The following is a 23185-nucleotide window of genomic DNA, read 5'->3' as shown; positions in this document are numbered from 1 at the left end:
GAGGGCTGCAACGTTATGGAAGAGCCGCGTCGCCTCGGCGGCCGGTACGAGCTGAGCCACGTGCTCGGCCGTGGTGGCATGGCCGAGGTCTACCTCGCCCACGACACCCGGCTCGGCCGTACCGTCGCCGTCAAGACCCTGCGCGCCGATCTCGCCCGCGACCCGTCCTTCCAGGCCCGGTTCCGGCGCGAGGCCCAGTCGGCCGCGTCCCTGAACCATCCGGCGATCGTCGCCGTCTACGACACCGGCGAGGACTACGTCGACAACATCTCCATCCCGTACATCGTGATGGAGTACGTCGACGGATCCACCCTGCGCGAGCTGCTGCACTCCGGGCGCAAACTGCTGCCCGAGCGCACCCTGGAAATGACCATCGGCATCCTCCAGGCCCTCGAGTACTCGCACCGCGCCGGCATCGTGCACCGCGACATCAAGCCCGCCAACGTGATGCTGACCCGCACCGGCCAGGTCAAGGTCATGGACTTCGGCATCGCCCGCGCCATGGGCGACTCCGGCATGACCATGACGCAGACCGCCGCCGTCATCGGCACCGCCCAGTACCTCTCCCCGGAACAGGCCAAGGGCGAGCAGGTCGACGCACGCTCCGACCTCTACTCCGCCGGCTGCCTGCTCTACGAGCTGCTCAGCGTCCGGCCCCCGTTCGTCGGCGACTCCCCCGTGGCCGTCGCCTACCAGCACGTACGGGAAGAACCGCAGCCGCCGTCGAACTTCGACCCCGAGATCACGCCCGAGATGGACGCGATCGTGCTGAAGGCCCTCGTCAAGGACCCCGATTACCGGTACCAGTCCGCCGACGAGATGCGCGCCGACATCGAGGCCTGCCTCGACGGCCAGCCCGTAGCCGCCACCGCCGCCATGGGCGCGGCCGGCTACGGCTACCCGCACGACCAGGGCGGCTACGGACACCAGGGCTACGACCAGCCCACCACCGCCCTGCGCACCACCGACGCCGGCCAGACCTCGATGATGCCGCCGATGCCCCCGGGCGACGGCGGGTACGGGTACGGCGACCAGAACCACGGCGGCTACGACCAGGGCCCGCACCGCCGCCAGAAGAAGAGCAAGGCCTCCACGGTCCTGCTCGTGGCGGCCGGCGTCCTCGTCCTGGTCGGCGCGATCCTGATCGGCCGCTCCCTCTTCAGCGGTGGCGCCGACAACCGGCCCAGCGTGCCCAAGCTCATCGGCTCCACCCTCGAGCAGGCCCAGAAGAGCGGCGAGAACGTCGGCCTCAAGGTGGTCAAGGGAGCCGACGAAGCCTGCGCCGACCAGCCCAAGGGCAACGTCTGCAAACAGAACCCGGAGCCCAACACCAAGGTCGACAAGGACTCCACCGTCACGGTGACGGTCTCCACGGGCGCGCCCAAGGTGGCGGTCCCCAGCGTGGTCAACCTCACGTACGAACAGGCCGAGGCGGCGCTGAAGGAAAAGGGCTTCCAGGTCGACCGCAAGGCCCAGGAGTCCGAGCGTCCCCCGGGAACCGTCCTCGACCAGAACCCGAAGGCCGGCGGTGAGGCGGAGAAGAACACCGTCATCACGCTGACGGTCGCCAAGGAACAGTCCAAGTCGATCGTCCCGGACCTCAGGGGCAAGACCAAGGACGACGCGGAGAAGGCGCTCAAGGCCGTCAACCTCAAGCTCGGCAGCGTGACGGAGGTCGACTCCCCCGGAGCCGCACCGAAGACGGTCATCGACCAGCAGCCCCAGGCAGGGACGCAGCTGGAGGTCGGTAAGACGGTCAACGTGACCATCGCCAAGGCCGCGCAGCAGGTCCAGGTGCCGAACCTGATCGGCAAGACGGTCGCCCAGGCCAAGGGGGAGCTGGCCTCCAGGGGCCTGGTCTTCGGCGCCGTACTCTCCGGCCCGACGGACGACAACGCCCGCGTCCTGTCCTCGGACCCGCAGGCCGGCCGCCCGGTCCCGACGGGCACGGTGATCAACGTGATGACCATGGACGGCGGCGGCAACAACGGAGGCAACAACGGCGGCGGCGGCTTCTTCGGAGGCCTCGGCGGCTGACCGCCACCAGCACGGCAATGGGTCCGGCCCCTCTCCTGTGGGAGAGGGGCCGGACCCATTTCGTACGTGTCTTCATATGTACGAAATTCGTTAACCCGGACGGGGTGGGGTATCGGGCTCCGCCCGGGAGGGACGGATCATGATCAACGAATCGGTGCTGTTGGAGTCCCGGACCCTGCGCACGAGCGTGCTGGAACGGACGCACGTCCTGGACAAGGTGAAGACGCTGTCACTGCTGCCGGACGGGCTGCACGTGACGACGGCGATGGTGGCGGCGTACTTCGAGGTCGCCGAGAAGGTCATCAACCGGCTGCGCCTGCGTCACCGCGAGGAGCTCACCGGGAACGGCATGCGCACACTCAAGGGCGCTGACCTGGAAAGTTTTGAAAGCGACAACCTGTCGCTTTCAAAAGAGAGTTATCCACAGGGCCGTGGTGGGCGTGTTCATCTGGCCGTCTACACCCGTCGGACCATCCTCAACGTCGCAATGCTGTTGCGCGACAGCGAGGTCGCCCGCAACGTCCGCATCTACCTGCTGGACAGTGAGCAGTCGTCCCGGCCACAACCTGTCCCCAACGACATCGAATCGCTCGACGAGCGGATCACTTCACCAAGCTGCTGGGCAAGACCGTCGTCCCGATGCTCAATGCGCTCGTCGACGCCTCCGGCGAGCAGCGTCAGGAACTCCTCGGCCTCCGCAATGACGTGGAGCAGATCCAGCAGCGCCTCGTCGAGCACGACCTCCAGCTCAGCCAGCTCCAGCGCGGCCAGGACGTACGGGCCCTCACCGGGGTCATCGGCACCATCGACTCCATGACCTGGAAGGAGTTCGAGCTGCACGTCGCCGGGCTGCTGCGCCGAGACGGGTGCACCGACGTCGAGGTGTACGGCGGGCACGGGGGCGACCGCGGGGTCGACATCACTGCTCGCACCGCCGACGGCCGGTCGGTAGCCGTCCAGTGCAAGAACTTCGCGCCCTTCCGGCACGTGCTCAGCGGCGAGATGCAGAAGTTCCTCGGCGCCTCGAAGGTCCTCCACCAGGCCGATGTGGCCCTCTACGTGGCCACCTGCGCCTTCACCCGTGAAGCCCTTGGCCATCGCCGCCCAGGGAGGCGTCACAGCCGTCCACAGGGGCCTTCTGGAGGCTTGGAGCGCGGGGGTCCAGCTCCAGGTCCTGCGCTAGTGACTGAGTTGCTTCGAGCAACTCAGTCATCCCGACTTGTCCACAGGGCCCTGTAACTGAGCGCCTTAATGGAGCTCAGTTACACAACGTGACCAGTTCAGCCAAGCTCCGCCGGAGGCGTCCGCTTCGTGTCCACCTTCTCCGTCCGGACCAGCTCGCCCCACACGATGTACCGGTACTTCGACGTGTACACCGGCGTGCAGGTGGTCAGCGTGATGTAGCGGCCCGGGGCCGTCTTGCCCGACTCCTTCGGGACCGGGCTGATCACGTCCACGTTGTACTTCGACGTCTGGCGCAGCTCCGCGAAGACCTTGTACACGTACCAGGTGTCCTTGGTCTCGAAGACGATCGCGTCGCCGTTGTTCACCTTGTCGATGTTGTGGAACTTCGCGCCGTGGCCGTCCCGGTGCGCGGCGAGCGAGAAGTTGCCCTTCTCGTCCCACGGCAGCGCCGACTTCACCGGCTGCTCGTAGTAGCCCGCCACTCCGTCGTCGAGGACGTCCGGGTCCGTGCCCGGCTTGACCAGCACCTCGCCGTTCTTCATCGCCGGAACGTGCAGGAACCCGATGCCGTCCTTGGTGTCCAGCGCGCCCGGGGCCGCCGGCTGGGCCGGCGTCTGCCACTGCTGGCGGATCGCGTCGCCCCGCGCCGACGCCTGCCGGTCCGCGAGCACGTTCGTCCACCACAGCGAGTACGCCACGAACAGGCCCAGCACCAGCCCCAGCGTGATCAGGAGCTCGCCCAGCAGGCTCAGGAACCCGGCGAGCACACTGCGGCTGCCGGCGGGCGGTGCCGCGGCGCGGCGGCGGGCACGAGACACTGCTGATTCGTCCTTAGCTGGTCAGCGCGGGCGGCGGGCCCTGGCTGCGGGGGCGTTCATCGGTCATCCTGCCCCATACGATCATCCGGTAGGTGCTGGTGAACTCCGGGGTGCAGGTGGTCAGCGTGATGTACCGGCCCGCTTCGGTGAAACCGGAACCCTCCGGCACCGGTTTCAGCACCGCCACGTTCGTCGGCGGCGTCTGCGCCAGCGCCGAGGTCATCTCGTACGTGTAGTACGCGTCCCGCGTCTCGACCACCACGGGATCCCCCGGCACCAGCCGGTTGATGAAGCGGAACGGCTCCCCGTGGGTGTTGCGGTGGCCCGCCACCGCGAAGTTCCCCTGCTTGTCCGCCGGCATCGCCGTCTTCAGCGAGCCCTCGCCGTAGTGCCCGACCATGCCCCGGTCCAGCACCTTCGGCTTGCTGATCCCCTCCGCCACCGGAACCTTCACGTCCAGCTTCGGGATGTGCAGGATCGCGAACCCCTGGCCGGGCTCGAACGCCGTCACGGGCGGCGCGGCCGCCCCGTCGGTCCCCGTGCCCGGGTCCCGCTGCCACGTCTGCTCGAGCGTGCCCGCGGCGCCGTCCGCCGCCCGCCCCGCCACGATGTTCGTGTACCAGAGCTGGTAGGCGACGAACAGCAGCATCACCAGGCCCAGCGTGATGAACAGTTCCCCGCCCAGCCGGCTCGCGATGACCACCGGGCCGCCCGAGGCCGGCCGCCTGCGCCGCCGCCCGCCCCGCCTCCGGGACTGCCGGGCGGCCCGCTTCGCGGCCTCCTGCGCTGCCCTGCGTCGCGCGGCCCGGCCCCCTGTGGGCGCGGACGGCGCGAGCGCGGTCACGCGACGGCCTTGCCCACCACCGGGGCCAGCCCCACCGAGCGCTCCACGGCACCCGCGTCACCGCACCGCACCAGCCAGTTCGCGAGCATCCGGTGCCCCCACTCGGTCAGCACCGACTCGGGGTGGAACTGCACACCCTCGACGTCGTGCTCCCGGTGGCGCAGGCCCATGATGATCCCGTCCTCCGTGTGCGCCGTGACCTCCAGCACCTCGGGCAGGGTCTGGGGCTCGGCGGCGAGGGAGTGGTACCGGGTCGCGATGAACGGCGACGGCAGTCCCTCGAACACCCCCAGGCCCTCGTGCACCACGGGCGAGGTCTTGCCGTGCAGCAGCTCGGGCGCCCGGCCCACGACCCCTCCGTACGCGACCGCCATCGACTGCATGCCGAGGCACACCCCGAAGACGGGTACGCCCGTCTCGGCGCAGTGCCGGACCATGTCGACGCAGACCCCCGCCTCCTCCGGCGTCCCAGGCCCGGGGGAGAGCAGCACGCCGTCGAAGCCGTCCTGCGCGTGCGAGAGCTCGACCTCGTCGTTGCGCAGCACCTCGCATTCGGCGCCGAGCTGGTAGAGGTACTGGACCAGGTTGAAGACAAAGCTGTCGTAGTTGTCCACAACCAGAATGCGCGCGCTCACGGAGTGGCTCCCGATCCCTCGTCCACGGTCACATCGTTGAACGGAAGGAGCGGCTCGGCCCACGGGAAGACGTACTGGAACAGCACGAACACCACCGCGAGGACCAGTACGAGTGAGATCAGCGCGCGTACCCACGCGTTGCCCGGCAGATGCCGCCAGATCCAGCCGTACATGCCGCCTGTTTCCTTTTCGTCCACGTTCGTTCCACGCACCGCAGGGGCGGTACGCCAACAGACTAAAGGCAGCGGCCCGGCGGGGTGGGTCACCTCGGCAAACCCTCCGGCCCGCCCTGCCCCACGGCGCGCGTGCCGGTCAGTTCCGCCCAGACGACCAGCCGGTGGCTGTGGCCCCACTCGGGGTCGCAGGTCGTCAGCGTCAGATACCTGCCGGGCGTCGTGAACGGCGATTTGCCGGGCACGGGGTCGACCACCCCGATGTCCGTGGGCAGGGTGCGCAGCGGCCCGCCGCGCACCGTGTACGTGTACCAGGTGGTCGCGTCCTTGAGGATCACGGCGTCCCCGGGACGCAGCTGGGGGAAGTCCTTGAAGGGGTCCCCGTACGTGCGCCGGTGGCCCGCCACCGAGAAGTTCCCGGTGGCGCCGAGCGCGGCGGTGCCGGGGTAGTGGCCCAGGCCCTTCTTCAGCAGTTCGGTGCCCGTGCCCTCCAGGACGGGCTTGTTCCAGTCCTTGCCGAAGCGCGGGATGTACATCTCGGCGAAGGCCTGGCCGGCGGGGTGGCGGACCGGCTCGGCGGGCTTCGGGGAGGGTGCCGGGGCCGGTTCCGGCGCCGCGGCCGGCGCCGCGGCCGCGGCAGCCGCCCAGTCGTCGCGCAGCCGGGTCATCTCGCCGTCCATGGCCCGGTCGGCCTTGACCCCGGTCCACAGCAGGACGTAGGCCACGAAGAGCACGATCAGCGTGCCGGCTGTCAGGCACACCTCGCTGAACGTCCGTACCACCAGGCGCAGTACGACGTCGGGCCGCAATGCCTCAGGACGAGGGCTCCACCGGCTTCGCATAGTGGAGGTCCACTGTGCCGGAGTAGCCGGGAAGTGTCAGCGCCTTGTGCTCGTCCACTTTCCAGCCGAGCCCGTACGCGTTGACGTACAGCTGGTAGTTCTGCAGGGCCGGGGAGGCGGCGAGGGCCTTGCGCAACGCGCCCGGGTCGCCGACCGCCGAGACCTTGTAGGGAGGCGAGTACACCCGGCCCTGGAGGATTAGGGTGTTGCCGACGCAGCGGACCGCGCTGGTGGAGATGAGCCGCTGGTCCATGACCTGGATGCCCTGGGCCCCGCCCTGCCACAGGGCGTTCACCACGGCCTGGAGGTCCTGCTGGTGGATCACCAGGTCGTTGGGCTGCGGCTCGGGAACGTTGGGGATGCGCGCGGTGGCGTTCGGCGGGGCGTCGTTGAGGGTGACGGTCAGGCCCTTGCCGGTCAGCTCCTCGGTGCCCGACGCCACGCGCAGGGCGGCCAGCTTGGCGTCCTCGGCCTTGGTGCTGCCGTCGTCACGGTCGGCGAGGGCGTCGACACGGTCGCGTACCGGTCCGAGGCTCTCCTCGAGCTCCGCATTGCTCTGACTGCGTTCTTCGATGAGGTCCGACAGCTTGAGGAGCGATGCGTCGGTCCGGATGTTCGTACCCTTGGAGGTGTTGAAACTGGTGACGAAGAGCAGCCCGGCCAGGGCGAAGACGGCGGCCGTCAGCAGCCGGACCGGTCTGGCCCGGCGACGGGGACCCACGGAGGAGTCGTCGGAATTGCTCAACGTACCCTTCTCCTTCAACGCCACAGGTCCACTACGCTAACGGACGCCCGGGGCAGGCAAGGTCCCCAGCGCATCGACAGGAGAGCCCCTCGTGCCGAAGTCACGTATCCGCAAGAAGGATGACTACACGCCGCCGCCCACGCGGCAGCCGCAGGCCATCAGGCTGACCAACCGCAGCTGGGTCGCCCCGGTCATGCTGGCACTTTTCCTGATCGGACTCGCGTGGATCGTCGTCTTCTACGTGACCGAAACCCAGCTGCCGATCGAATCGCTGGGCAATTGGAACATTGTGGTCGGTTTCGGCTTCATCGCGGCGGGATTCGGCGTCTCCACGCAGTGGAAGTAGCACCAAACCTTCCCTGAGAAAAGCTCTCCCCATGAGTTATCCACAGCGTCATCCACACCTGAGGAAAAGACAGAAGATCTGTGGATAACTCTGTGGAGAGTTGACGCCGGTGTGATCAGGTGAGTTCCGCGGTCCGGAGCAGAATCACCGCTGCCGCCAGCAGGAACACCACCACACAGGTCCCCCACTGGATGAGTGTGCGGTTCCGGCCGGCGGCGGGTCTCAGCATGCCCAGGCCCACCAGGGCGCCCGTGACCAGGCCGCCGACGTGCGCCTGCCAGGACACGTTGAGGCTGCCGCCGAGCGGTACGAAGGTCAGGGCCAGCATCAGCACGACCATCACGATCACCGGTCGCATCTCGTAGCGCAGCCGGCGCGCGAGGACGACGGTGGCGCCGAGCAGGCCGAAGACGGCGCCGGACGCGCCGAGTGTCGGGGTGTTCGGCTCGGTGAGCAGATAGACGAAGGCGCTGGCGCCCAGCCCCGAGAGCAGGTAGACGGCGAGATAGCGGGAGCGGCCCAGCGCCGCTTCCAGCGGGCCGCCGATCACCCACAGGCCGATCATGTTGCCGATGATGTGCCACCACTCGACGTGCAGGAACACCGAGGTCAGCAGGCGGTAGTACTGGCCGGTGGAGACTCCTTCGACGGGGGCGCCGAAGAATTCCACGTACCGGCCGAGCAGCTCGAGCCGGACCACGATCGCGGGGGCGGCCAGCCCGGCGAGGAACACGGCGGCGTTGATGCCGATCAGGATCTTGGTGACCAGCTGGGGGTCGGCGGCGACCACCCCGCCCGCGAGGGTGCGCGGCGCGTTCGCGGTCGGCCGGTGGCCGGTGCCGGAGCCCTCGCGGACGCATTCGGGGCACTGGAAGCCGACCGAGGCACTGATCATGCACTCGGGGCAGATGGGGCGCTCGCAGCGGGTGCAGCTGATCCCCGTGTCTCGGTCCGGGTGGCGGTAGCAGCCCGGCAGACGGTCGGTGTCCATCGGTCCCCTCGATCGGCGGCCGGGCAGGGGGGCGCCCCGCCGGTCCGGTATGACCCCACACTTCGTATGCATGCAGGACGGACGGGCGGGGCGGAAAGGTTCCCGGCGCCGGGTACGCGGGCGCGCGGTGTCAGGCGGGCGGTGTCAGCGCTTCTCGATGACGACCGACTTGATGATCACGTCCTCCAGCGGGCGCTCGGTGCGCGCGTTGGTGGGGAGCGAGGCGATCTTGTCCACGACCGTCTGGCCGGCCTTGTCGGTGACCTCGCCGAAGATGGTGTGCTTGCGCGTCAGCCAGGCGGTGGGCGCGACGGTGATGAAGAACTGCGAGCCGTTGGTGCCCGGGCCGGCGTTGGCCATGGCGAGCACGTAGGGCTTGGTGAAGGCCAGGTCGGGGTGGAACTCGTCGGCGAACTGGTAGCCGGGACCGCCGGTGCCGTTCCCCAGCGGGTCGCCCCCCTGGATCATGAAACCGCTGATGACGCGGTGGAAGACGGTGCCGTCGTACAGCGGGTCCGTGGTCTTCTGGCCGTCGGTGGGGCGGGTCCACTCGCGGGCGCCCGTGGCGAGCTCCACGAAGTTCCGGACGGTCTTCGGAGCGAAGTTCGGCAGCAGCTCGATCTCGATGTCGCCGTGGCTGGTCTTCAGGGTGGCGTAGAGCTTCTCGGCCACAGATCTGCCTTCCATAGTCATCACTGTCGGTTCCGATCCTCCCACGGAGGGCAGTAGCGCATAGAAATGCTCCACCCGTATGCCCTGTCACGCATGCCCGGAGGCGTTATGCCAGGCATGATCCGACAAAGGGTGGAAAGGTGAACTGTGTCCGCCACCGAGAAGGAGGAATCCTGTGACCCGCAAGGACAGCGTGCTCGCGGCAGCGGAAAGCGCCAGGGAGACCGTGCGGCACGCGTCGGAAGTGGTGGCACCGTACGCAGGGACCGCCAAGGACGCCATGGCGCAGTACGCGCACGAGGCGAATGAGCTGCTCGCGCCGAAGCTGTCGTACGCGGCCAACGAGGCCGCGCGGCAGGCGCGTACGACCTACGACACCCATCTGCACCCGCGGATGAAGGCAGCGCGTGCGCACGTGCCGCCGAACGTGGACCGGGCGGCGACGCAGGCGGTGAAGCAGACGCGCCTGGCGGCGCGTCAGGCTGCCGACTACACGCAGCCGCGGATCGAGAGCGCGATCGCGGCGGCCACGCCGGTGGCCGAGGAGGCCGCCTCGCGGTCGGTGGCCGCGTTCGCGGCGCTGCGCGGTCAGGTGACGCCGCAGGAGATCCAGCGGCTGGTGCGGCGCAACGAGCGGCGGGCGCGCTGCGGCCGGGCGCTGCGCGGGGTCGCCGTGGTCGGCGTCCTGGCGGCGGTCGCCTTCGCGGCGTGGAAGTGGTGGGACCAGCAGTCGAACCCGGACTGGCTCGTCGAGCCGCCGGCCGCCACGGAGGTGCCGGCGCGCGATGCCGAGCCGGCGAGCTTCGACGACGAGCTGGCGGCGAAGGAGCGCGAGGCGGGGCCGGCAAACGACGACAAGTCGCTCTGACCGGCGGTGGAGCGATCGGCGCGAGGGCCCGGATCCTGATGGATCCGGGCCCTCGCGCTGTCGGTCGGCGCGGCGGGGTCAGTGGGGGAGCGTCAGCACCATGCCCGGGCGGATGAGGTCGGGGTTGGAACCGATGACGCCCTTGTTCATGGCGTAGAGCTCGCGCCAGCGGGCCTCGTTGCCGAGCTCGCGGCGGGCGATCATGGCGAGCGAGTCGCCGGACCTGACCGTGTACGTGCGCTTCTTGGCGGTGGGCATCGGCTTGGGCGCCGCCGGAACGGCCTTGTGCGCGGCCGAGCCGGGGGTCGGGGTGTGCGCGGCGCCCGGCGCCGCCGCGGCGGCCGCCCCGGGCTTGGGCATCGCGGCGGGCCTGGGGGCGCGGGGACGGCCTTGTGCGCGGCCGAGCCGGGGGTCGGGGTCGCGGGGGCGGGCCTCGGCGGCGCGGCGGCGGCCATCCGCTCGGCGGCGGCCCGGGTGGCCGATGCCGCGTCGGCCGCCTGGCTCTTGGAAGGTGTCGCCGCCGACGCCTGCTGCTGGACCTGCTCCTTCGCCTTCTCGGCGGCGTCGTGTGCCTTCTTCTTGTCGGACTTCAGGAAGTCGAAGAGTCCCATGTGTGTACGCCTCCGGCGTGGTCTTTCCCCCTGGGCGGCGCCTTGGGGCGCGGCGCCTCCCCCCACTGTCTGACAGCGGGCGCCGGGCGGCCCTGTGACTGGGCCGTCCGGGGGACGGGACCGGGCGGTCGGCCGCCCGTCACTGACGGGCGCGGCGCGCCGGGCGGGGGCTGTCGGAGGCGGTTGCGAGGTCGCCTTCGACGAGGAGGCCGAGGACCCGCAGCAGGGCGGTGCGGTCCGCGTCGGCGAGGGAGGCCAGGGCGTCCGCGTGGACCTGGTCGACGATCCGCTGGCTGTCCACGGCGACGGCCGCGCCCTTCTCGGTGACGGCGATGATCCGGGCCCGGCGGTCCTTGGTGGACGGGCGGCGCTCGGCCAGTCCGGCCTTCTCCAGGGCGTCCACGGTGACGACCATCGTCGTCTTGTCCATGTCGCCGATCTCGGCGAGCTGGATCTGGGTCCGCTCCTCCTCCAGGGCGTGGACGAGGACGCAGTGCATCCGGGGGGTGAGCCCGATCTCTCCGAGGGCGGCCGCCATGCGGGTGCGCAGTACATGGCTGGTGTGGTCCAGGAGGAAGGAGAGGTCGGGCTCGGTCCGGGTGGGTGCCATGGCAGTCATGCCTCCACACTAACAATTCGATCCGAAGAAAATAGTCTGCAACGAAACCATCTGCTACGGTCGCACCAGTCGCCCTCACTGACTGGAGAGACCGATGCCTGCCGCTTCCACGTCCGCCTCCGCCCCTTCCCGTACGACCGGCCCTTCCCCGACCACCGGCCCTTCCCCGACGACCGACCCGACGGCCGCAGCCGCCCCGCGCGGGCTGCGCTCCCGCTGGACCGCGCTCACCGTGCTCTCGACCGGCATGCTGATGACGATCCTCGACGGCAGCATCGTCACCGTGGCGATGCCCGCCATCCAGAGCGACCTCGGCTTCTCACCCGCGAGCCTGAGCTGGGTCGTGAACGCGTACCTGATCGCCTTCGGCAGCCTGCTGCTGCTCGCCGGACGCCTCGGCGACCTGCTCGGCCGCAAGCGGATGTTCCTGGCCGGCACCGCCGTCTTCACCGGCGCCTCGGTGCTCGCCGGCTTCGCGGCCTCGCCGACGGTGCTGATAGCCGCCCGCTTCCTCCAGGGCATCGGCAGCGCGATGGCCTCCGCCGTCAGCCTCGGCATCCTGATCACCTTGTTCACCGCGCCCCGTGAACGCGCCAAGGCGATCGCGGTGTTCTCCTTCACCGGCGCGGCCGGCGCCTCCCTGGGCCAGGTGCTCGGCGGTGTTCTGACCGACGCACTCGACTGGCACTGGATCTTCTTCATCAACCTGCCCATCGGGCTCGCCGCGCTGCTCCTGGCCCTGCCCGCGCTCCCCGCCGACCGGGGCCTGGGGCTGGGTGCGGGTGCCGACGTACTCGGCGCGGCCTTGGTCACCGGCGGGCTGATGACCAGCATCTACTCCGTGGTCAAGGTGGAGCAGTACGGCTGGACCTCCCCGCACACCCTCGGCCTCGGGGCACTCTCCCTGGCCCTGCTCGCCGCCTTCACACTGCGCCAGGCGAAGGCCCGCACCCCGCTGGTGCCCCTGCGGATCTTCCGCTCGCGGACCGTGGTCGGCGCGAACCTGGTCCAGATGCTGATGGTGGCCGCGCTGTTCTCCTTCCAGATCCTGGTCGCCCTCTACCTGCAGAAGGTCCTGGGCTACGGAGCCGCCGCCACCGGCCTGGCCATGCTGCCCGCCGCCCTGGTGATCGGCGCCGTCTCCCTGGGCGTCTCGGCCCGGCTGAACGCCCGCTTCGGGGAGCGGAACGTCCTGCTGGCCGGGCTCGCGCTGCTCGTCCTGGCCCTGGGGCTGCTGACCCGGCTGCCCGTGCACGCCGACTACGCCACCGACCTGCTGCCGGTGATGCTGCTGGCCGCGGGCTTCGGCCTGGCCCTGCCGGCCCTCACCACGCTGGGCATGTCCGGCGCCGACGGCAACGACGCGGGACTGGCCTCGGGGCTGTTCAACACCACCCAGCAGATCGGCATGGCCCTCGGTGTGGCGGTCCTCTCCACCCTGGCGGCCTCCCGTACGGAGTCCTCGGCACGGTCCGGCAGCACCCCGGCCGAGGCCCTCACCAGCGGTTACCACCTGGCATTCGCCCTGGGCGCCGCGCTCCTGCTGGCCGCCATCGCCCTGGCGGCGACCCTCCTGCCGGGCGATGTTTCACGTGAAACATCGCCCGGCCGGTGACGCCTCGCCCACCGGCCGGCTCCGGCCCGGCTGGTAGCGTCCCGGGCATGCCCGAGCTGATACCGCCCACCCCCCGACTGCACTCCTCCTGGCTCGCCGCCCAAGAGGAGTGGGGCGACGACGCCCACATGGACGGGGCCGGTCTCGGCTCGGAAGACGACGTCGACAGCCCCGAGGGCTTCGCGGCCTGGGTGGACAAACTGCACCGCTCCGCGGACCGTACGGTGCCGGTCGAGCAGGGCCGGGTCCACGCGACGTACTGGTGGATCGCCGAGGGCGACACCTACCTGGGCGCCATCGACCTGCGCCACCACCTGAACGCGTTCCTCCTCGACGCCGGCGGCCACATCGGATACAGCGTGCGACCCTCGGCGCGGGGGCGCGGGGTGGCCGGCCGGGCACTGGAATCGGTGCTCCACGAGGCACGGGTGATGGGGATGGACCGGGTCCTGCTGACCTGCGACCCCGACAACACCGCGTCGGTGCGCACGATCGAGCGGGGCGGCGGGGTCCTGGAAGACGTCCGCGAAACCCTGATCGGCCCCAAGCGCCGCTACTGGATCGATCTCTAGCCCGCTGCCCCGGGCCTGCCGAGCCCCGCACCCCGAACGTAAAAAAGACCCCCCTTGACCGCGATTTCGCAGGTCAAGGGGGGTTTGAGAGTGGAGCCTAGGAGATTCGAACTCCTGACATCTGCCTTGCAAAGGCAGCGCTCTACCAACTGAGCTAAGGCCCCATGGGTCCGGACACGCCTGTCCCCTTGCGGGGAGCGGGTGTTCCGCAGAACAGAGTACCGGGTGTACCCCCTCATCTCGCAAAATGATAGGGACTCCCGCCCTGCGACCACGCTCCGTAAGATGCTCGCGAGGTTCGCACCAGCGAAGGGGAGTAGGAAGAGTGGACGCAGTACAGCAAGAGGCCACGGCCAGAGCCAGAGAGCTTCAGCGCAGTTGGTACGGGGAGCCGCTGGGAGCGCTCTTTCGCCGGCTCATAGATGACCTCGGCTTGAACCAGGCTCGCCTCGCTGCCGTCCTCGGACTGTCGGCGCCCATGCTGTCCCAGCTGATGAGCGGCCAGCGCGCCAAGATCGGTAACCCTGCCGTGGTGCAGCGCGTCCAGGCCCTCCAGGACCTCGCCGGCCAGGTGGCCGACGGGAGCGTCAGCGCGGCGGAGGCCACCGACCGGATGGACGAGATCAAGAAGACCCAGGGAGGTTCCGTCCTCAGCAACAGCGGCCAGACCCCCATCAGTTCGGGCGCACCCACCGTCAAGCGCATCGTCCGTGAGATCCAGTCGCTGCTGCGCTCGGTCTCCGCGGCGGGCGACATCATCGACGCCGCGGACACACTCGCCCCCAGCCACCCGGAACTGGCAGAGTTCCTCCGGGTGTACGGCGCGGGCCGCACCGCCGACGCGGTGGCCCACTACGAGGCCCACCAGAACTGACACGCACGACGGCGGGCCAGGGCGACTACGGGTGACGGGGGACGGGCACAGCGATGGGTGAGATCTTCGCCGGTCGATACGAGTTGATCGATCCGATCGGGCGCGGCGGCGCGGGTGCCGTGTGGCGTGCCTGGGACCACCGGCGCCGCCGGTACGTCGCCGCGAAGGTTCTGCTTCAGAGCGACGCCCACACGCTCCTGAGGTTCGTACGGGAACAGGCCCTGCGGATCGATCACCCGCACGTACTGGCCCCCGCCAGCTGGGCGGCCGACGACGACAAGGTCCTGTTCACCATGGACCTGGTCAGCGGCGGCTCCCTCGGCCATGTGATCGGGGACTACGGTCCCCTCCCGCCCCGGTTCGTCTGCACCCTGCTCGACCAGCTCCTGTCGGGGCTGGCCGCGGTACACGCGGAAGGCGTCGTCCACCGCGACATCAAACCGGCCAACATCCTGATGGAGGCCACCGGAACCGGGCGGCCGCACCTGCGGCTGTCCGACTTCGGCATCTCCATGCGCAAGGGTGAGCCCCGGCTGACGGAGACCAACTACGTCGTCGGCACCCCGGGTTACTTCGCCCCCGAACAACTGCTGGGTGCCGAGCCCGACTTCCCCGCCGACCTCTTCGCCGTCGGGCTGGTCGCCCTGTACCTGCTCCAGGGGCGCAAGCCCGACTCCCAGGCCCTGGTGGAGCACTTCCTCGCGCACGGCACCCCCGGCGCACCGGAAGGCGTTCCCGCGCCCCTCTGGGACGTCATCGCCAATCTGCTGCAGCCGGACCCCCACACCCGCTTCAAGACGGCCACAGGGGCGCGCAAGGCCCTTGCCGAGGCCGTGGAGCTGCTCGCTCCGGCCGCGCCGGACGAGGGTCCGGTGGAGGTGTTCGACCAACTCGGACCGCTCCCCGCCGGTTTCGGACCTCAGGGGCCGTCGGCCGCGGCGGCGGGCACGCCCGGCAGCGGCACCGAGGCGCCCACGGCCGCCGCGGTGCCCACCGGACCCGCGGCCCCGCACACGCCTCCGAGCCCGACGCCGACCCCGTCGCCGTACGGGTCCCCGCACCCGTCCCCGTACACGACCCCGACCACGGTGGCGGAGGCGACCCGCAGCGATCCGGGCGCGACCGCACAGACCGTCCCCGTGGCCTCGTACGGGCCCCTGGAGACCGGGAGCTTCCACCTCGCTCCGCCGGCGCCCCAGGCCCCGCCCGCGCCGCCCGCCCGGACCGGCGGAGCGATCGCCCCGCCCGCGGCGAAGGTGAAGGCCGGGATCCTCGCCACGGCGCTGCTCTGCTTCGCCGTCGGCGTATGGGCCCTCACCCGGATGTAGCGGCTCCGCGGCCCCGCCGGGCGAGCAGGATCCAGCCGCCCAGCACGAGCAGCAGCAGGGTCCCGGTGCCGAACCCGGCGCCCGCCACCACCCGCATCGCGGAGTGGGTACTGGCGGCGTCGGAGGCTTCCGGGGCGGTGAGCCCCTCCTTGGCGGCGGCCCGGTCCTCGGCCCCGACCCCGAAGCCGCCCGCGGCCAGGCTCTCCTTGTACGCGGGCGCCTTGGCGGGGGACCCGATGACGTCCGTGCGCAGGGTCAGCGGCACGGGGGTCGCGTCCTCGGTGAACTCGGCGACCTTCCCACCCATGGTCACCGCGATGTAGTACCAGCCGGCCACCCGGACCGGCCGCACCTTGGTGTCGTCGGAGAAGCGGTTCTCGTACGCCACCGGAGCCGCCTTCGGCAGGGTGACGGCCGCCTGCTTGCCGTCGTAGGACGCGTCCTCGGACACGACCAGACCCCGGTAGGGCGTGTAGAGCGAGACGGTGAGGCCGTTTGAGGCGCTGCCGTACGACTTGGTCATTTTGGCTGCGGCGAGTTCGGCGCTGAAGCCCAGCTGCTGCCCCCAGTCGAGGGGGACGCGGTAGAAGCGGGTCTGCCCTGGCCGCAGCTCGTCACGCCACACCCCGCCGTCCAGCGCGCGGGCGTCGTTGAAGCCGGTGCCGCCGGTGCGGGCGACCGGCTCGCTGCCGGGCAGGGTCGGGGAGGCCGAGGGCCAGACGCTGGGAGCGGTGGTGGGCGCGCTGCCGGCGGCCGGAGCGGGCTCGCGCTGGAGCCGGAGCTCCACGGGCCACGGGCTCTGGTCGCTGTCCTTGGCCGCGGTACGGGTGACCTTGGCGTAGTAGGTGCCGCCCTGCTGGCATTCGGCGTCCTCCTCCAGCCGCCGGACGCCGACCTCGCTGAGGGGGACGGGGTCGTAGCCGAAGACCGCATGGCCGTTGTTGTTCGGGCAGGCACGGCCTTCCTTGGTCATGACCTCCACCTCGATGCCGTCGCTGTAGGCGACCTTGACACCCCGGGGAGGCCGGACGACGGCGGAGACGTACACGCTCGACTTGTCGTCGAGGTAGAGCCGGTAGACGCGCTCGCCGGGCCCGATCGTGTCCGTGTAGACCTGCCCGGCCTCCAGCAGGGGGGCGTCCGCGGTGGAGGGCTTGCCCTCCACCGCCTTCGCGCCGTCGGCGGCGCGGTACGTCGGCACCGGCTGCGGCGCGGTCCCCTCCGCGTAGGCGGCGCCCTGCGGACCGCCCGCCAGGACCAGGGCCACCGCCCCCGCCGCGGCTCCCGTCCGCATCGTCGTCCGTACCCGACCCATCACGCCCACCCCGAGTTTGCTAGCGCAAGCCAAATCTTTGCATAACGTAACTTTTTGTCACAGAACAGCACAAAGCCCCGGCCGCAGCGGCAGCCGGGGCTTCATGAGATCAGCCTTCGGTCTCACACACCGGAACCAGAGGGCACGGAGTCAGTTGCCTCCGTCCACAGGTCCTGCTCGGCGCGGTCCGCCTGGATCTGGCGGTACACGAGGAGCCCGCCGATGGCGGCCAGTGCGACCAGGAGCAGCTTCTTCACCGCGCGACCTCGTCTTTCGTTGACGTAGGGGACTTCTGGCAGCCAACAATACACACCGACCGATACCGATCGGTTATCTGTGAACCCGCCAACTGGCCCTACGACGAAGACCCCCAGGCCTTGGGCCTGAGGGTCTTCGACACTGTGGGGCTAACAGGATTTGAACCTGTGGCCTCATCCTTATCAGGGATGCGCTCTAACCAACTGAGCTATAGCCCCATCCGCGCTGCGCGCTGACTCCTGAAGGTTAGCGCACAGACCCGGGAGCTCCAAAATCGGTTCCTGCGATGCGTCTGCGCAGGTCACTCGTCCTCGGCGAGCGTGAGCTCCACACCGCCGACGAAGCCCGCCGACAGGTTGTAGATGAACGCGCCCAGCGTCGCCAGCGCCGTCGCCAGCACCACGTCGATCACCGCGATGACCGAGGTGAAGATCAGAACGCGCGGCAGCGACAGGAACGACTGGAGGTCGAAGCCGTTGCTCTCGTTCGAGCCGGTCGCCTCGCTGATCGTGCCGCCGACGGTCGAGAAGACACCCATCGCGTCCATGACCATCCACAGCACCACCGCCGCCACGATCGTGCAGATGCCCAGCGCGATCGACAGCAGGAAGCTGACCTTCATCACCGACCACGGGTCGGCCTTGGCCACCCGCAGCCGCGCCTTGCGCGTCCTGGGCGCGATACGGGCCCCCGTACGCGGCTTGCGCTGCGCGGTGCCCGCCCCGCCGGCCCGCGGCACACCCGGGCCCGAGGGCGCCGAGTAGGCCTGCGGCGGGTGGTACGGCTGCGCGGGGGCCGCGCCGGCCTGCGGCTGCGGCTGCGTTCCTCGGGTATCCGTCACAGTCCCCCCTTGGGAGTCCGCGGCAGGGCCACGGGCACCGTTCTCTCCAGTCATGGCCGGTCCGGCGCCCGTGGCTCCACTCACGACTTACTCCTCGTGCTCCCCGGCCGAAGGCTGCGTGCCCTCGGCGGCCTCGGCGGCCTGTCCGTCGGCTGCCTCGGTCTCGGTCTCGATCTCGTCGGCCTCGACCTCGTCAGCTTCCTGACCGGCCTCGGCGTTACGGGCGATGCCCACCACGGCATCGCGCTTGCCCAGGTTGATCAGCTGGACGCCCATGGTGTCACGGCCGGTCTCCCTGACTTCGTTGACGCGCGTACGAATCACACCACCGCCGAGCGTGATGGCGAGAATCTCGTCCGTTTCGTCCACCACGAGTGCCCCGACGAGCGACCCGCGGTCCTCCACGATCTTCGCGGCCTTGATGCCCAGACCGCCACGACCCTGGACGCGGTACTCGTCGACCGGCGTCCGCTTGGCGTAGCCGCCGTCGGTCGCGGTGAAGACGAACGTACCCGGCCTCACCACGCTCATGGAGAGCAGTTCGTCACCTTCACGGAAACTCATGCCCTTCACGCCCGAGGTGGCGCGGCCCATCGGGCGCAGCGCGTCATCGGTCGCCGTGAAGCGGATCGACTGCGCCTTCTTGCTGATCAGCAGCAGGTCGTCCGCAGCGGACACCAGCTCCGCGCCGATCAGCTCGTCATCGCTGCCGTCCTCCGTCTCACGGAGGTTGATCGCGATGACACCACCCGAACGGGGCGAGTCGTAGTCCTTCAGCGCCGTCTTCTTCACCAGGCCGCCCTTGGTGGCCAGGATCAGGTACGGCGCCGCGTCGTAATCGCGGATCGCGAGGATCTGGGCGATCTTCTCGTCCGGCTGGAAGGCCAGCAGGTTCGCCACGTGCTGCCCGCGCGCGTCCCGGCCGGCGTCCGGCAGCTCGTACGCCTTGGACCGGTAGACCCGGCCCTTGTTCGTGAAGAACAGCAGCCAGTGGTGCGTGGTCGAGACGAAGAAGTGGTCGACCAGGTCGTCCTGCTTCAGCTTCGTGCCGCGCACGCCCTTGCCGCCGCGCTTCTGCGAGCGGTAGTCCTCGGTCTTGGTGCGCTTCACGTAGCCGCCGTGCGTGATCGTGACGACGATGTCCTCTTCGGCGATCAGGTCCTCCATGGACATGTCGCCGTCGAAGGGCACCAGCTTGGAACGCCGGTCGTCGCCGAACTTCTCGACGATCGCCGCCAGTTCCTCGCTGACGATCGAGCGCTGCTTCTCCGGCGAGGCCAGGATCGCGTTGTACTCGTTGATCTTGGCCTGGAGCTCGTCGTGCTCGGCGACGATCTTCTGCCGCTCCAGCGCCGCCAGGCGCCGCAGCTGCATCTCCAGGATCGCGTTCGCCTGGATCTCGTCGATCTCCAGCAGGCCCATCAGGCCCTCGCGCGCGATCTCGACCGTGTTGCTGCGCCGGATCAGCGCGATGACCTCGTCGATCGCGTCCAGCGCCTTGAGCAGACCGCGCAGGATGTGCGCGCGCTCCTCCGCCTTGCGCAGGCGGAAGCGCGTACGGCGGACGATGACCTCGATCTGGTGCTGCACCCAGTGGCGGATGAAGGCGTCGATCGACAGCGTGCGCGGCACGCCGTCCACCAGCGCCAGCATGTTCGCGCCGAAGTTCGTCTGCAGATCGGTGTGCTTGTACAGGTTGTTCAGCACGACCTTGGCGACGGCGTCGCGCTTCAGGACGATCACCAGGCGCTGGCCGGTCCGCGACGAGGTCTCGTCACGGACGTCGGCGATGCCGCCGATCTTCCCGTCCTTCACCAGGTCCGCGATCTTCTGCGCGAGGTTGTCGGGGTTGGTCTGGTACGGAAGCTCCGTCACCACCAGGCACTGGCGGTTCTGGATCTCCTCGACCTCCACCACCGCGCGCATCGTGATGGAGCCGCGACCGGTCCGGTACGCCTCCTCGATGCCCTTGCGGCCCACGACCAGGGCGCCCGACGGGAAGTCCGGGCCCTTGATCCGCTCGAGCAGCGCGTCCAGCAGCTCCTCGTGCGAGGCCTCCGGGTGCTCCAGCGCCCACTGCGCGCCCGCCGCGACCTCGCGGAGGTTGTGCGGCGGGATGTTCGTCGCCATACCGACCGCGATACCGGCGCTGCCGTTGACCAGCAGGTTCGGGAAACGCGCCGGCAGGACCGTCGGCTCCTGGTTGCGGCCGTCGTAGTTGTCCGTGAAGTCGACGGTCTCCTCGTCGATGTCCCGGAGCATCTCCATGGCCAGCGGCATCAGCTTGCACTCGGTGTAGCGCATCGCGGCCGCCGGGTCGTTGCCCGGAGAGCCGAAGTTGCCGTTGCTGTCCACCAGCGGCATGCGCATCGACCACGGCTGGGCCAGGCGGACCAGGGCGTCGTAGATCGAGGAGTCACCGTGCGGGTGGTAGGTGCCCATGACGTCGCCCACGACACGGGCGCACTTGTAGAAGCCCTTCTCGGGCCGGTAACCGCCGTCGTACATCGCGTACAGCACACGGCGGTGGACCGGCTTGAGGCCGTCCCGCACGTCGGGCAGCGCGCGCGAGACGATGACGGACATCGCGTAGTCGAGGTAGGAGCGCTGCATCTCCGTCTCGAGCCCCACGGGCTCGATGCGTACGACGGGCTGCTCTTCCTCGGTGTTCTCGGCAGTGGGCGTGGTTTCGTCGGCCATTGCTGGTCAAAGGTCCTTTCAGGCGGTCAGCTGAGCCGACTCAGATGTCGAGGAAGCGAACGTCCTTGGCGTTGCGCTGGATGAAGGAGCGCCGGGCTTCGACGTCCTCACCCATCAGCACCGAGAACAGGTCGTCGGCCTGCGCCGCGTCGTCCAGGGTGACCTGGCCGAGCACACGGTGGTCCACGTCCATGGTGGTGACGCGCAGCTCCTCGGCGTTCATCTCGCCCAGACCCTTGAAGCGCTGGATCGAGTCTTCCTTGATCCGCTTGCCGTTCTGCTTGCCGAGCTCGACCAGGGCGTCGCGCTCACGGTCCGAGTACGCGTACTCGAAGTCGTCCCGGCCCCACTTGATCTTGTACAGCGGCGGGCGGGACAGGTACACGTGACCCGCCTCGACCAGCGGCCGCATGAAGCGGAACAGGAAGGTCAGCAGCAGGGTGTTGATGTGCTGGCCGTCGACGTCGGCGTCCGCCATCAGGATGATCTTGTGATAGCGGAGCTTCTCGATGTCGAAGTCCTCGTGCACACCCGTGCCGAAGGCGCTGATCAGCGCCTGGACCTCGGTGTTCTGGAGGATCTTGTCGATACGGGCCTTCTCGACGTTCAGGATCTTGCCGCGGATCGGCAGGATGGCCTGGTACATCGGATTGCGGCCGGACTTCGCGCTGCCACCGGCCGAGTCACCCTCGACGATGAAGATCTCGCACTTCGTCGGGTCGTTCGACTGGCAGTCGGACAGCTTGCCCGGCAGCGAGGCGCTCTCCAGCAGACCCTTGCGACGCGTCAGGTCACGGGCCTTGCGGGCCGCGACGCGCGCCGTGGCCGCCTGGATCGACTTGCGGATGATGTCCGCGGCCTCGACCGGGTTCCGGTCGAACCAGTCGTTCAGGTGCTCGTGCACGACCTTCTGCACGAAGGTCTTCGCCTCCGTGTTGCCCAGCTTGGTCTTCGTCTGGCCCTCGAACTGCGGCTCGCCCAGCTTGATCGAGATGATCGCCGTCAGACCCTCGCGGATGTCCTCGCCGGCGAGGTTGTCGTCCTTCTCGCGCAGCAGCTTCTTGTCGCGCGCGTAGCGGTTGACCAGACCGGTCAGCGCCGCGCGGAAGCCCTCCTCGTGGGTACCGCCCTCGTGGGTGTGGATCGTGTTCGCGAAGGAGTAGACACCCTCCGTGTACTGCGAGTTCCACTGCATCGCGATCTCGACCGAGAGCATGCGCTCCTTGTCCTCGGCCTCGACGTCGATGACGGTCGGGTGGATCATCTCGCCCTTGCGCGAGTTCAGGTACTTCACGAAGTCGACGATGCCGCCCTCGTAGTGGTACTTGACCGTCCGCGCCGCGGGCTCCGCCGACTCCGCCTCGGGGTCGTCGGCGCCGACCGTGGCCTTCGCCGACTCGCGCTCGTCCGTCAGCGTCAGGGTCAGGCCCTTGTTCAGGAAGGCCATCTCCTGGAAGCGCCGCGAGAGCGTCTCGAAGGAGTAGTCGGTCGTCTCGAAGACGTCGGGGTCGGCCCAGAACGTCACGGTCGTGCCGTGAGCGTCGGTCTCCTCGTTCTTCGCCAGCGGCGCCGTCGGCACGCCCAGCTTGTAGTCCTGCGTCCAGCGGTAGCCGTCGCGCTTGACCTCGACCGAGACCTTCGTCGACAGCGCGTTCACCACGGACACGCCCACGCCGTGCAGACCGCCGGAGACGGCGTAACCGCCACCGCCGAACTTGCCGCCCGCGTGCAGGACCGTGAGGACGACCTCGACCGCCGGCTTGCCCTCGGACGGCACGATGTCGACCGGGATGCCTCGGCCGTTGTCGACCACGCGCACGCCGCCGTCGGGGAGGATCGTCACGTCGATCGTGTCCGCGTGCCCGGCCATGGCCTCGTCGACGGAGTTGTCCACGACCTCCTGCACGAGGTGGTGCAGGCCGCGCTCACCGGTCGAGCCGATGTACATACCGGGCCGCTTGCGGACCGCATCCAGGCCCTCGAGGACCTGGATGGCACTGGCGTCGTAATTCTTCTCGTTGGAGTCGCCGGAATCGGCCACGAAGCGCCCTTTCTGGCACAGCGCAGCCCGTACTCCGGACCAGCGAGTGCGCCGGAGGAGCGGCCGCGTCGATCTGCGTTGTCTGCGTGATCCCGCGAACGGGCGGGATTTCCCCCAGTCTACCGGTACCACCGACATGAATGGGGGTTTGCCGGTACCTGAGTCCGCATGTGCCGCCCTGAACCTCCACCTTCCGACTCCCCATATCCGGGAAGGGGCTCAAAGAGGCTCACGCGGGCATCCAGCGCTTCGGCC

22 protein-coding genes, 2 tRNA genes and 1 pseudogene are annotated in these 23185 nt (G+C 69.5%); 8 read left to right on the top strand and 17 right to left on the bottom strand.

The genetic code is table 11. From position 1 onward, the window contains the following. Nucleotides 1-15 precede the first annotated feature (15 nt). Both pknB and OHA89_RS19240 read left to right on the top strand, forming a co-directional pair. Nucleotides 16-2037, top strand: a complete 2022-nt coding sequence (pknB, locus tag OHA89_RS19245; RefSeq protein ID WP_266608938.1) for a Stk1 family PASTA domain-containing Ser/Thr kinase — start codon at nt 16-18, stop codon at nt 2035-2037. A 639-nt stretch (nt 2038-2676) separates the two neighbouring features. Then, the gene (locus tag OHA89_RS19240) at nt 2677-3276 is read left to right on the top strand and encodes a restriction endonuclease (RefSeq protein WP_406366701.1); all 600 of its coding nucleotides are present in this window, start codon (nt 2677-2679) and stop codon (nt 3274-3276) included. A gap of 41 nt (nt 3277-3317) precedes the next feature. Here the strand turns inward: OHA89_RS19240 and OHA89_RS19235 are convergent, their stop codons facing one another. The 6 genes and pseudogenes from OHA89_RS19235 to OHA89_RS19210 form a co-directional block, all read right to left on the bottom strand. Beyond that, nucleotides 3318-4040 carry a class E sortase gene (locus OHA89_RS19235; RefSeq protein WP_266608937.1) on the bottom strand — a complete coding sequence of 241 codons (723 nt, stop codon included), beginning with the start codon at nt 4038-4040 and terminating at the stop codon, nt 3318-3320. Nucleotides 4041-4053: 13 nt separating this feature from the next. Further along, nucleotides 4054-4731: pseudogene (locus tag OHA89_RS19230) on the bottom strand (class E sortase); the annotation flags it as partial. Nucleotides 4732-4880: 149 nt separating this feature from the next. Next, the gene (locus OHA89_RS19225; protein ID WP_215144999.1) at nt 4881-5519 is read right to left on the bottom strand and encodes an aminodeoxychorismate/anthranilate synthase component II; all 639 of its coding nucleotides are present in this window, start codon (nt 5517-5519) and stop codon (nt 4881-4883) included. Then, on the bottom strand, nt 5516-5716 hold the full coding sequence (locus OHA89_RS19220) for a hypothetical protein (RefSeq protein WP_215145083.1): 201 nt from the start codon (nt 5714-5716) through the stop codon (nt 5516-5518). Before OHA89_RS19220 ends, OHA89_RS19225 begins: the two co-directional genes overlap by 4 nt. A 65-nt stretch (nt 5717-5781) precedes the next feature. Next, entirely contained in the window at nt 5782-6501 is a 720-nt protein-coding gene (locus tag OHA89_RS19215) for a class E sortase (protein WP_266608936.1), read from the bottom strand. 4 nt (nt 6502-6505) lie between these two features. Next, a complete protein-coding gene (locus OHA89_RS19210) occupies nt 6506-7279 on the bottom strand; it encodes a DUF881 domain-containing protein (protein WP_266608935.1) in 774 nt (257 codons plus the stop codon). Between the two features lie 91 nt (nt 7280-7370). On the opposite strand from OHA89_RS19210, the gene crgA reads away from it, so the two are divergent. Beyond that, nucleotides 7371-7625, top strand: coding sequence for a cell division protein CrgA (gene crgA, locus OHA89_RS19205; protein WP_257555397.1), 255 nt, complete (start codon nt 7371-7373; stop codon nt 7623-7625). Between the two features lie 115 nt (nt 7626-7740). Here crgA and OHA89_RS19200 read toward each other — a convergent pair whose 3' ends face one another. Further along, nucleotides 7741-8616 carry a rhomboid family intramembrane serine protease gene (locus OHA89_RS19200; RefSeq protein ID WP_266608934.1) on the bottom strand — a complete coding sequence of 292 codons (876 nt, stop codon included), beginning with the start codon at nt 8614-8616 and terminating at the stop codon, nt 7741-7743. Nucleotides 8617-8760: 144 nt separating this feature from the next. Then, a complete protein-coding gene (locus tag OHA89_RS19195) occupies nt 8761-9288 on the bottom strand; it encodes a peptidylprolyl isomerase (RefSeq protein WP_257559380.1) in 528 nt (175 codons plus the stop codon). Nucleotides 9289-9463: 175 nt separating this feature from the next. Between OHA89_RS19195 and OHA89_RS19190 the strand changes: the two genes are divergently transcribed. After that, the gene (locus tag OHA89_RS19190) at nt 9464-10156 is read left to right on the top strand and encodes a DUF5324 family protein (RefSeq protein WP_266608933.1); all 693 of its coding nucleotides are present in this window, start codon (nt 9464-9466) and stop codon (nt 10154-10156) included. A gap of 78 nt (nt 10157-10234) precedes the next feature. Here OHA89_RS19190 and OHA89_RS19185 read toward each other — a convergent pair whose 3' ends face one another. Then, nucleotides 10235-10516: a LysM peptidoglycan-binding domain-containing protein gene (locus tag OHA89_RS19185; protein WP_406366700.1), complete on the bottom strand. Its 282-nt coding sequence runs from the start codon at nt 10514-10516 to the stop codon at nt 10235-10237. A gap of 390 nt (nt 10517-10906) precedes the next feature. Beyond that, on the bottom strand, nt 10907-11386 hold the full coding sequence (locus tag OHA89_RS19180) for a MarR family winged helix-turn-helix transcriptional regulator (RefSeq protein ID WP_215139822.1): 480 nt from the start codon (nt 11384-11386) through the stop codon (nt 10907-10909). A gap of 247 nt (nt 11387-11633) precedes the next feature. Here OHA89_RS19180 and OHA89_RS19175 point away from each other — a divergent pair, with 247 nt between their 5' ends. Beyond that, nucleotides 11634-13001 (top strand): MFS transporter, encoded by a 1368-nt coding sequence (locus tag OHA89_RS19175; protein WP_406368531.1) that lies wholly within the window; start codon nt 11634-11636, stop codon nt 12999-13001. Nucleotides 13002-13048: 47 nt separating this feature from the next. Further along, nucleotides 13049-13573: a GNAT family N-acetyltransferase gene (locus tag OHA89_RS19170; protein WP_257555388.1), complete on the top strand. Its 525-nt coding sequence runs from the start codon at nt 13049-13051 to the stop codon at nt 13571-13573. A gap of 91 nt (nt 13574-13664) precedes the next feature. Here the strand turns inward: OHA89_RS19170 and OHA89_RS19165 are convergent. After that, a tRNA-Ala gene (locus tag OHA89_RS19165) sits at nt 13665-13737 on the bottom strand. Nucleotides 13738-13898: 161 nt separating this feature from the next. Here OHA89_RS19165 and OHA89_RS19160 point away from each other — a divergent pair. Together OHA89_RS19160 and OHA89_RS19155 are read left to right on the top strand one after the other, a co-directional pair. Further along, nucleotides 13899-14447: a DNA-binding protein gene (locus OHA89_RS19160; RefSeq protein ID WP_215139819.1), complete on the top strand. Its 549-nt coding sequence runs from the start codon at nt 13899-13901 to the stop codon at nt 14445-14447. Between the two features lie 53 nt (nt 14448-14500). Beyond that, on the top strand, nt 14501-15775 hold the full coding sequence (locus tag OHA89_RS19155) for a protein kinase domain-containing protein (RefSeq protein WP_406366699.1): 1275 nt from the start codon (nt 14501-14503) through the stop codon (nt 15773-15775). On the opposite strand, the gene OHA89_RS19150 is transcribed toward OHA89_RS19155, so the two are convergent. From OHA89_RS19150 to gyrB, 6 genes are all read right to left on the bottom strand, one after another. Continuing rightward, the gene (locus OHA89_RS19150; RefSeq protein WP_266608928.1) at nt 15762-17090 is read right to left on the bottom strand and encodes a hypothetical protein; all 1329 of its coding nucleotides are present in this window, start codon (nt 17088-17090) and stop codon (nt 15762-15764) included. The two genes, OHA89_RS19155 and OHA89_RS19150, sit on opposite strands and share 14 nt — an antisense overlap. Before the next feature lie 122 nt (nt 17091-17212). After that, nucleotides 17213-17347, bottom strand: a complete 135-nt coding sequence (locus OHA89_RS19145) for a DLW-39 family protein (protein ID WP_208809277.1) — start codon at nt 17345-17347, stop codon at nt 17213-17215. Nucleotides 17348-17492: 145 nt separating this feature from the next. Then, a tRNA-Ile gene (locus OHA89_RS19140) sits at nt 17493-17566 on the bottom strand. An 83-nt stretch (nt 17567-17649) separates the two neighbouring features. Continuing rightward, nucleotides 17650-18273, bottom strand: coding sequence for a DUF3566 domain-containing protein (locus OHA89_RS19135; RefSeq protein ID WP_374199200.1), 624 nt, complete (start codon nt 18271-18273; stop codon nt 17650-17652). Between the two features lie 3 nt (nt 18274-18276). Beyond that, nucleotides 18277-20889 carry a DNA gyrase subunit A gene (gyrA, locus tag OHA89_RS19130; protein WP_266608924.1) on the bottom strand — a complete coding sequence of 871 codons (2613 nt, stop codon included), beginning with the start codon at nt 20887-20889 and terminating at the stop codon, nt 18277-18279. Between the two features lie 40 nt (nt 20890-20929). Continuing rightward, a complete protein-coding gene (gene gyrB / locus OHA89_RS19125; RefSeq protein ID WP_257559377.1) occupies nt 20930-22951 on the bottom strand; it encodes a DNA topoisomerase (ATP-hydrolyzing) subunit B in 2022 nt (673 codons plus the stop codon). Nucleotides 22952-23185: the final 234 nt, after the last annotated feature.

This window comes from Streptomyces sp. NBC_01546, assembly GCF_045208355.1.
Taxonomy (GTDB): domain Bacteria; phylum Actinomycetota; class Actinomycetes; order Streptomycetales; family Streptomycetaceae; genus Streptomyces.
This window is presented reverse-complemented; position numbering and strand designations above follow the sequence as displayed.

Bases quoted from the DNA above. Each gene is read 5' to 3' on its own strand.
- pknB (WP_266608938.1), top strand. From the start codon at position 16: ATGGAAGAGCCGCGTCGCCTCGGCGGCCGGTACGAGCTGAGCCACGTG.
- gyrA (WP_266608924.1), bottom strand. From the start codon at position 20,889: ATGGCCGACGAAACCACGCCCACTGCCGAGAACACCGAGGAAGAGCAG.
- OHA89_RS19180 (WP_215139822.1), bottom strand. From the start codon at position 11,386: ATGACTGCCATGGCACCCACCCGGACCGAGCCCGACCTCTCCTTCCTC.
- OHA89_RS19150 (WP_266608928.1), bottom strand. From the start codon at position 17,090: ATGGGTCGGGTACGGACGACGATGCGGACGGGAGCCGCGGCGGGGGCG.
- OHA89_RS19240 (WP_406366701.1), top strand. From the start codon at position 2,677: ATGCTCAATGCGCTCGTCGACGCCTCCGGCGAGCAGCGTCAGGAACTC.
- OHA89_RS19200 (WP_266608934.1), bottom strand. From the start codon at position 8,616: ATGGACACCGACCGTCTGCCGGGCTGCTACCGCCACCCGGACCGAGAC.
- OHA89_RS19185 (WP_406366700.1), bottom strand. From the start codon at position 10,516: ATGCCCAAGCCCGGGGCGGCCGCCGCGGCGGCGCCGGGCGCCGCGCAC.
- OHA89_RS19175 (WP_406368531.1), top strand. From the start codon at position 11,634: ATGCTGATGACGATCCTCGACGGCAGCATCGTCACCGTGGCGATGCCC.
- OHA89_RS19170 (WP_257555388.1), top strand. From the start codon at position 13,049: ATGCCCGAGCTGATACCGCCCACCCCCCGACTGCACTCCTCCTGGCTC.
- OHA89_RS19155 (WP_406366699.1), top strand. From the start codon at position 14,501: ATGGGTGAGATCTTCGCCGGTCGATACGAGTTGATCGATCCGATCGGG.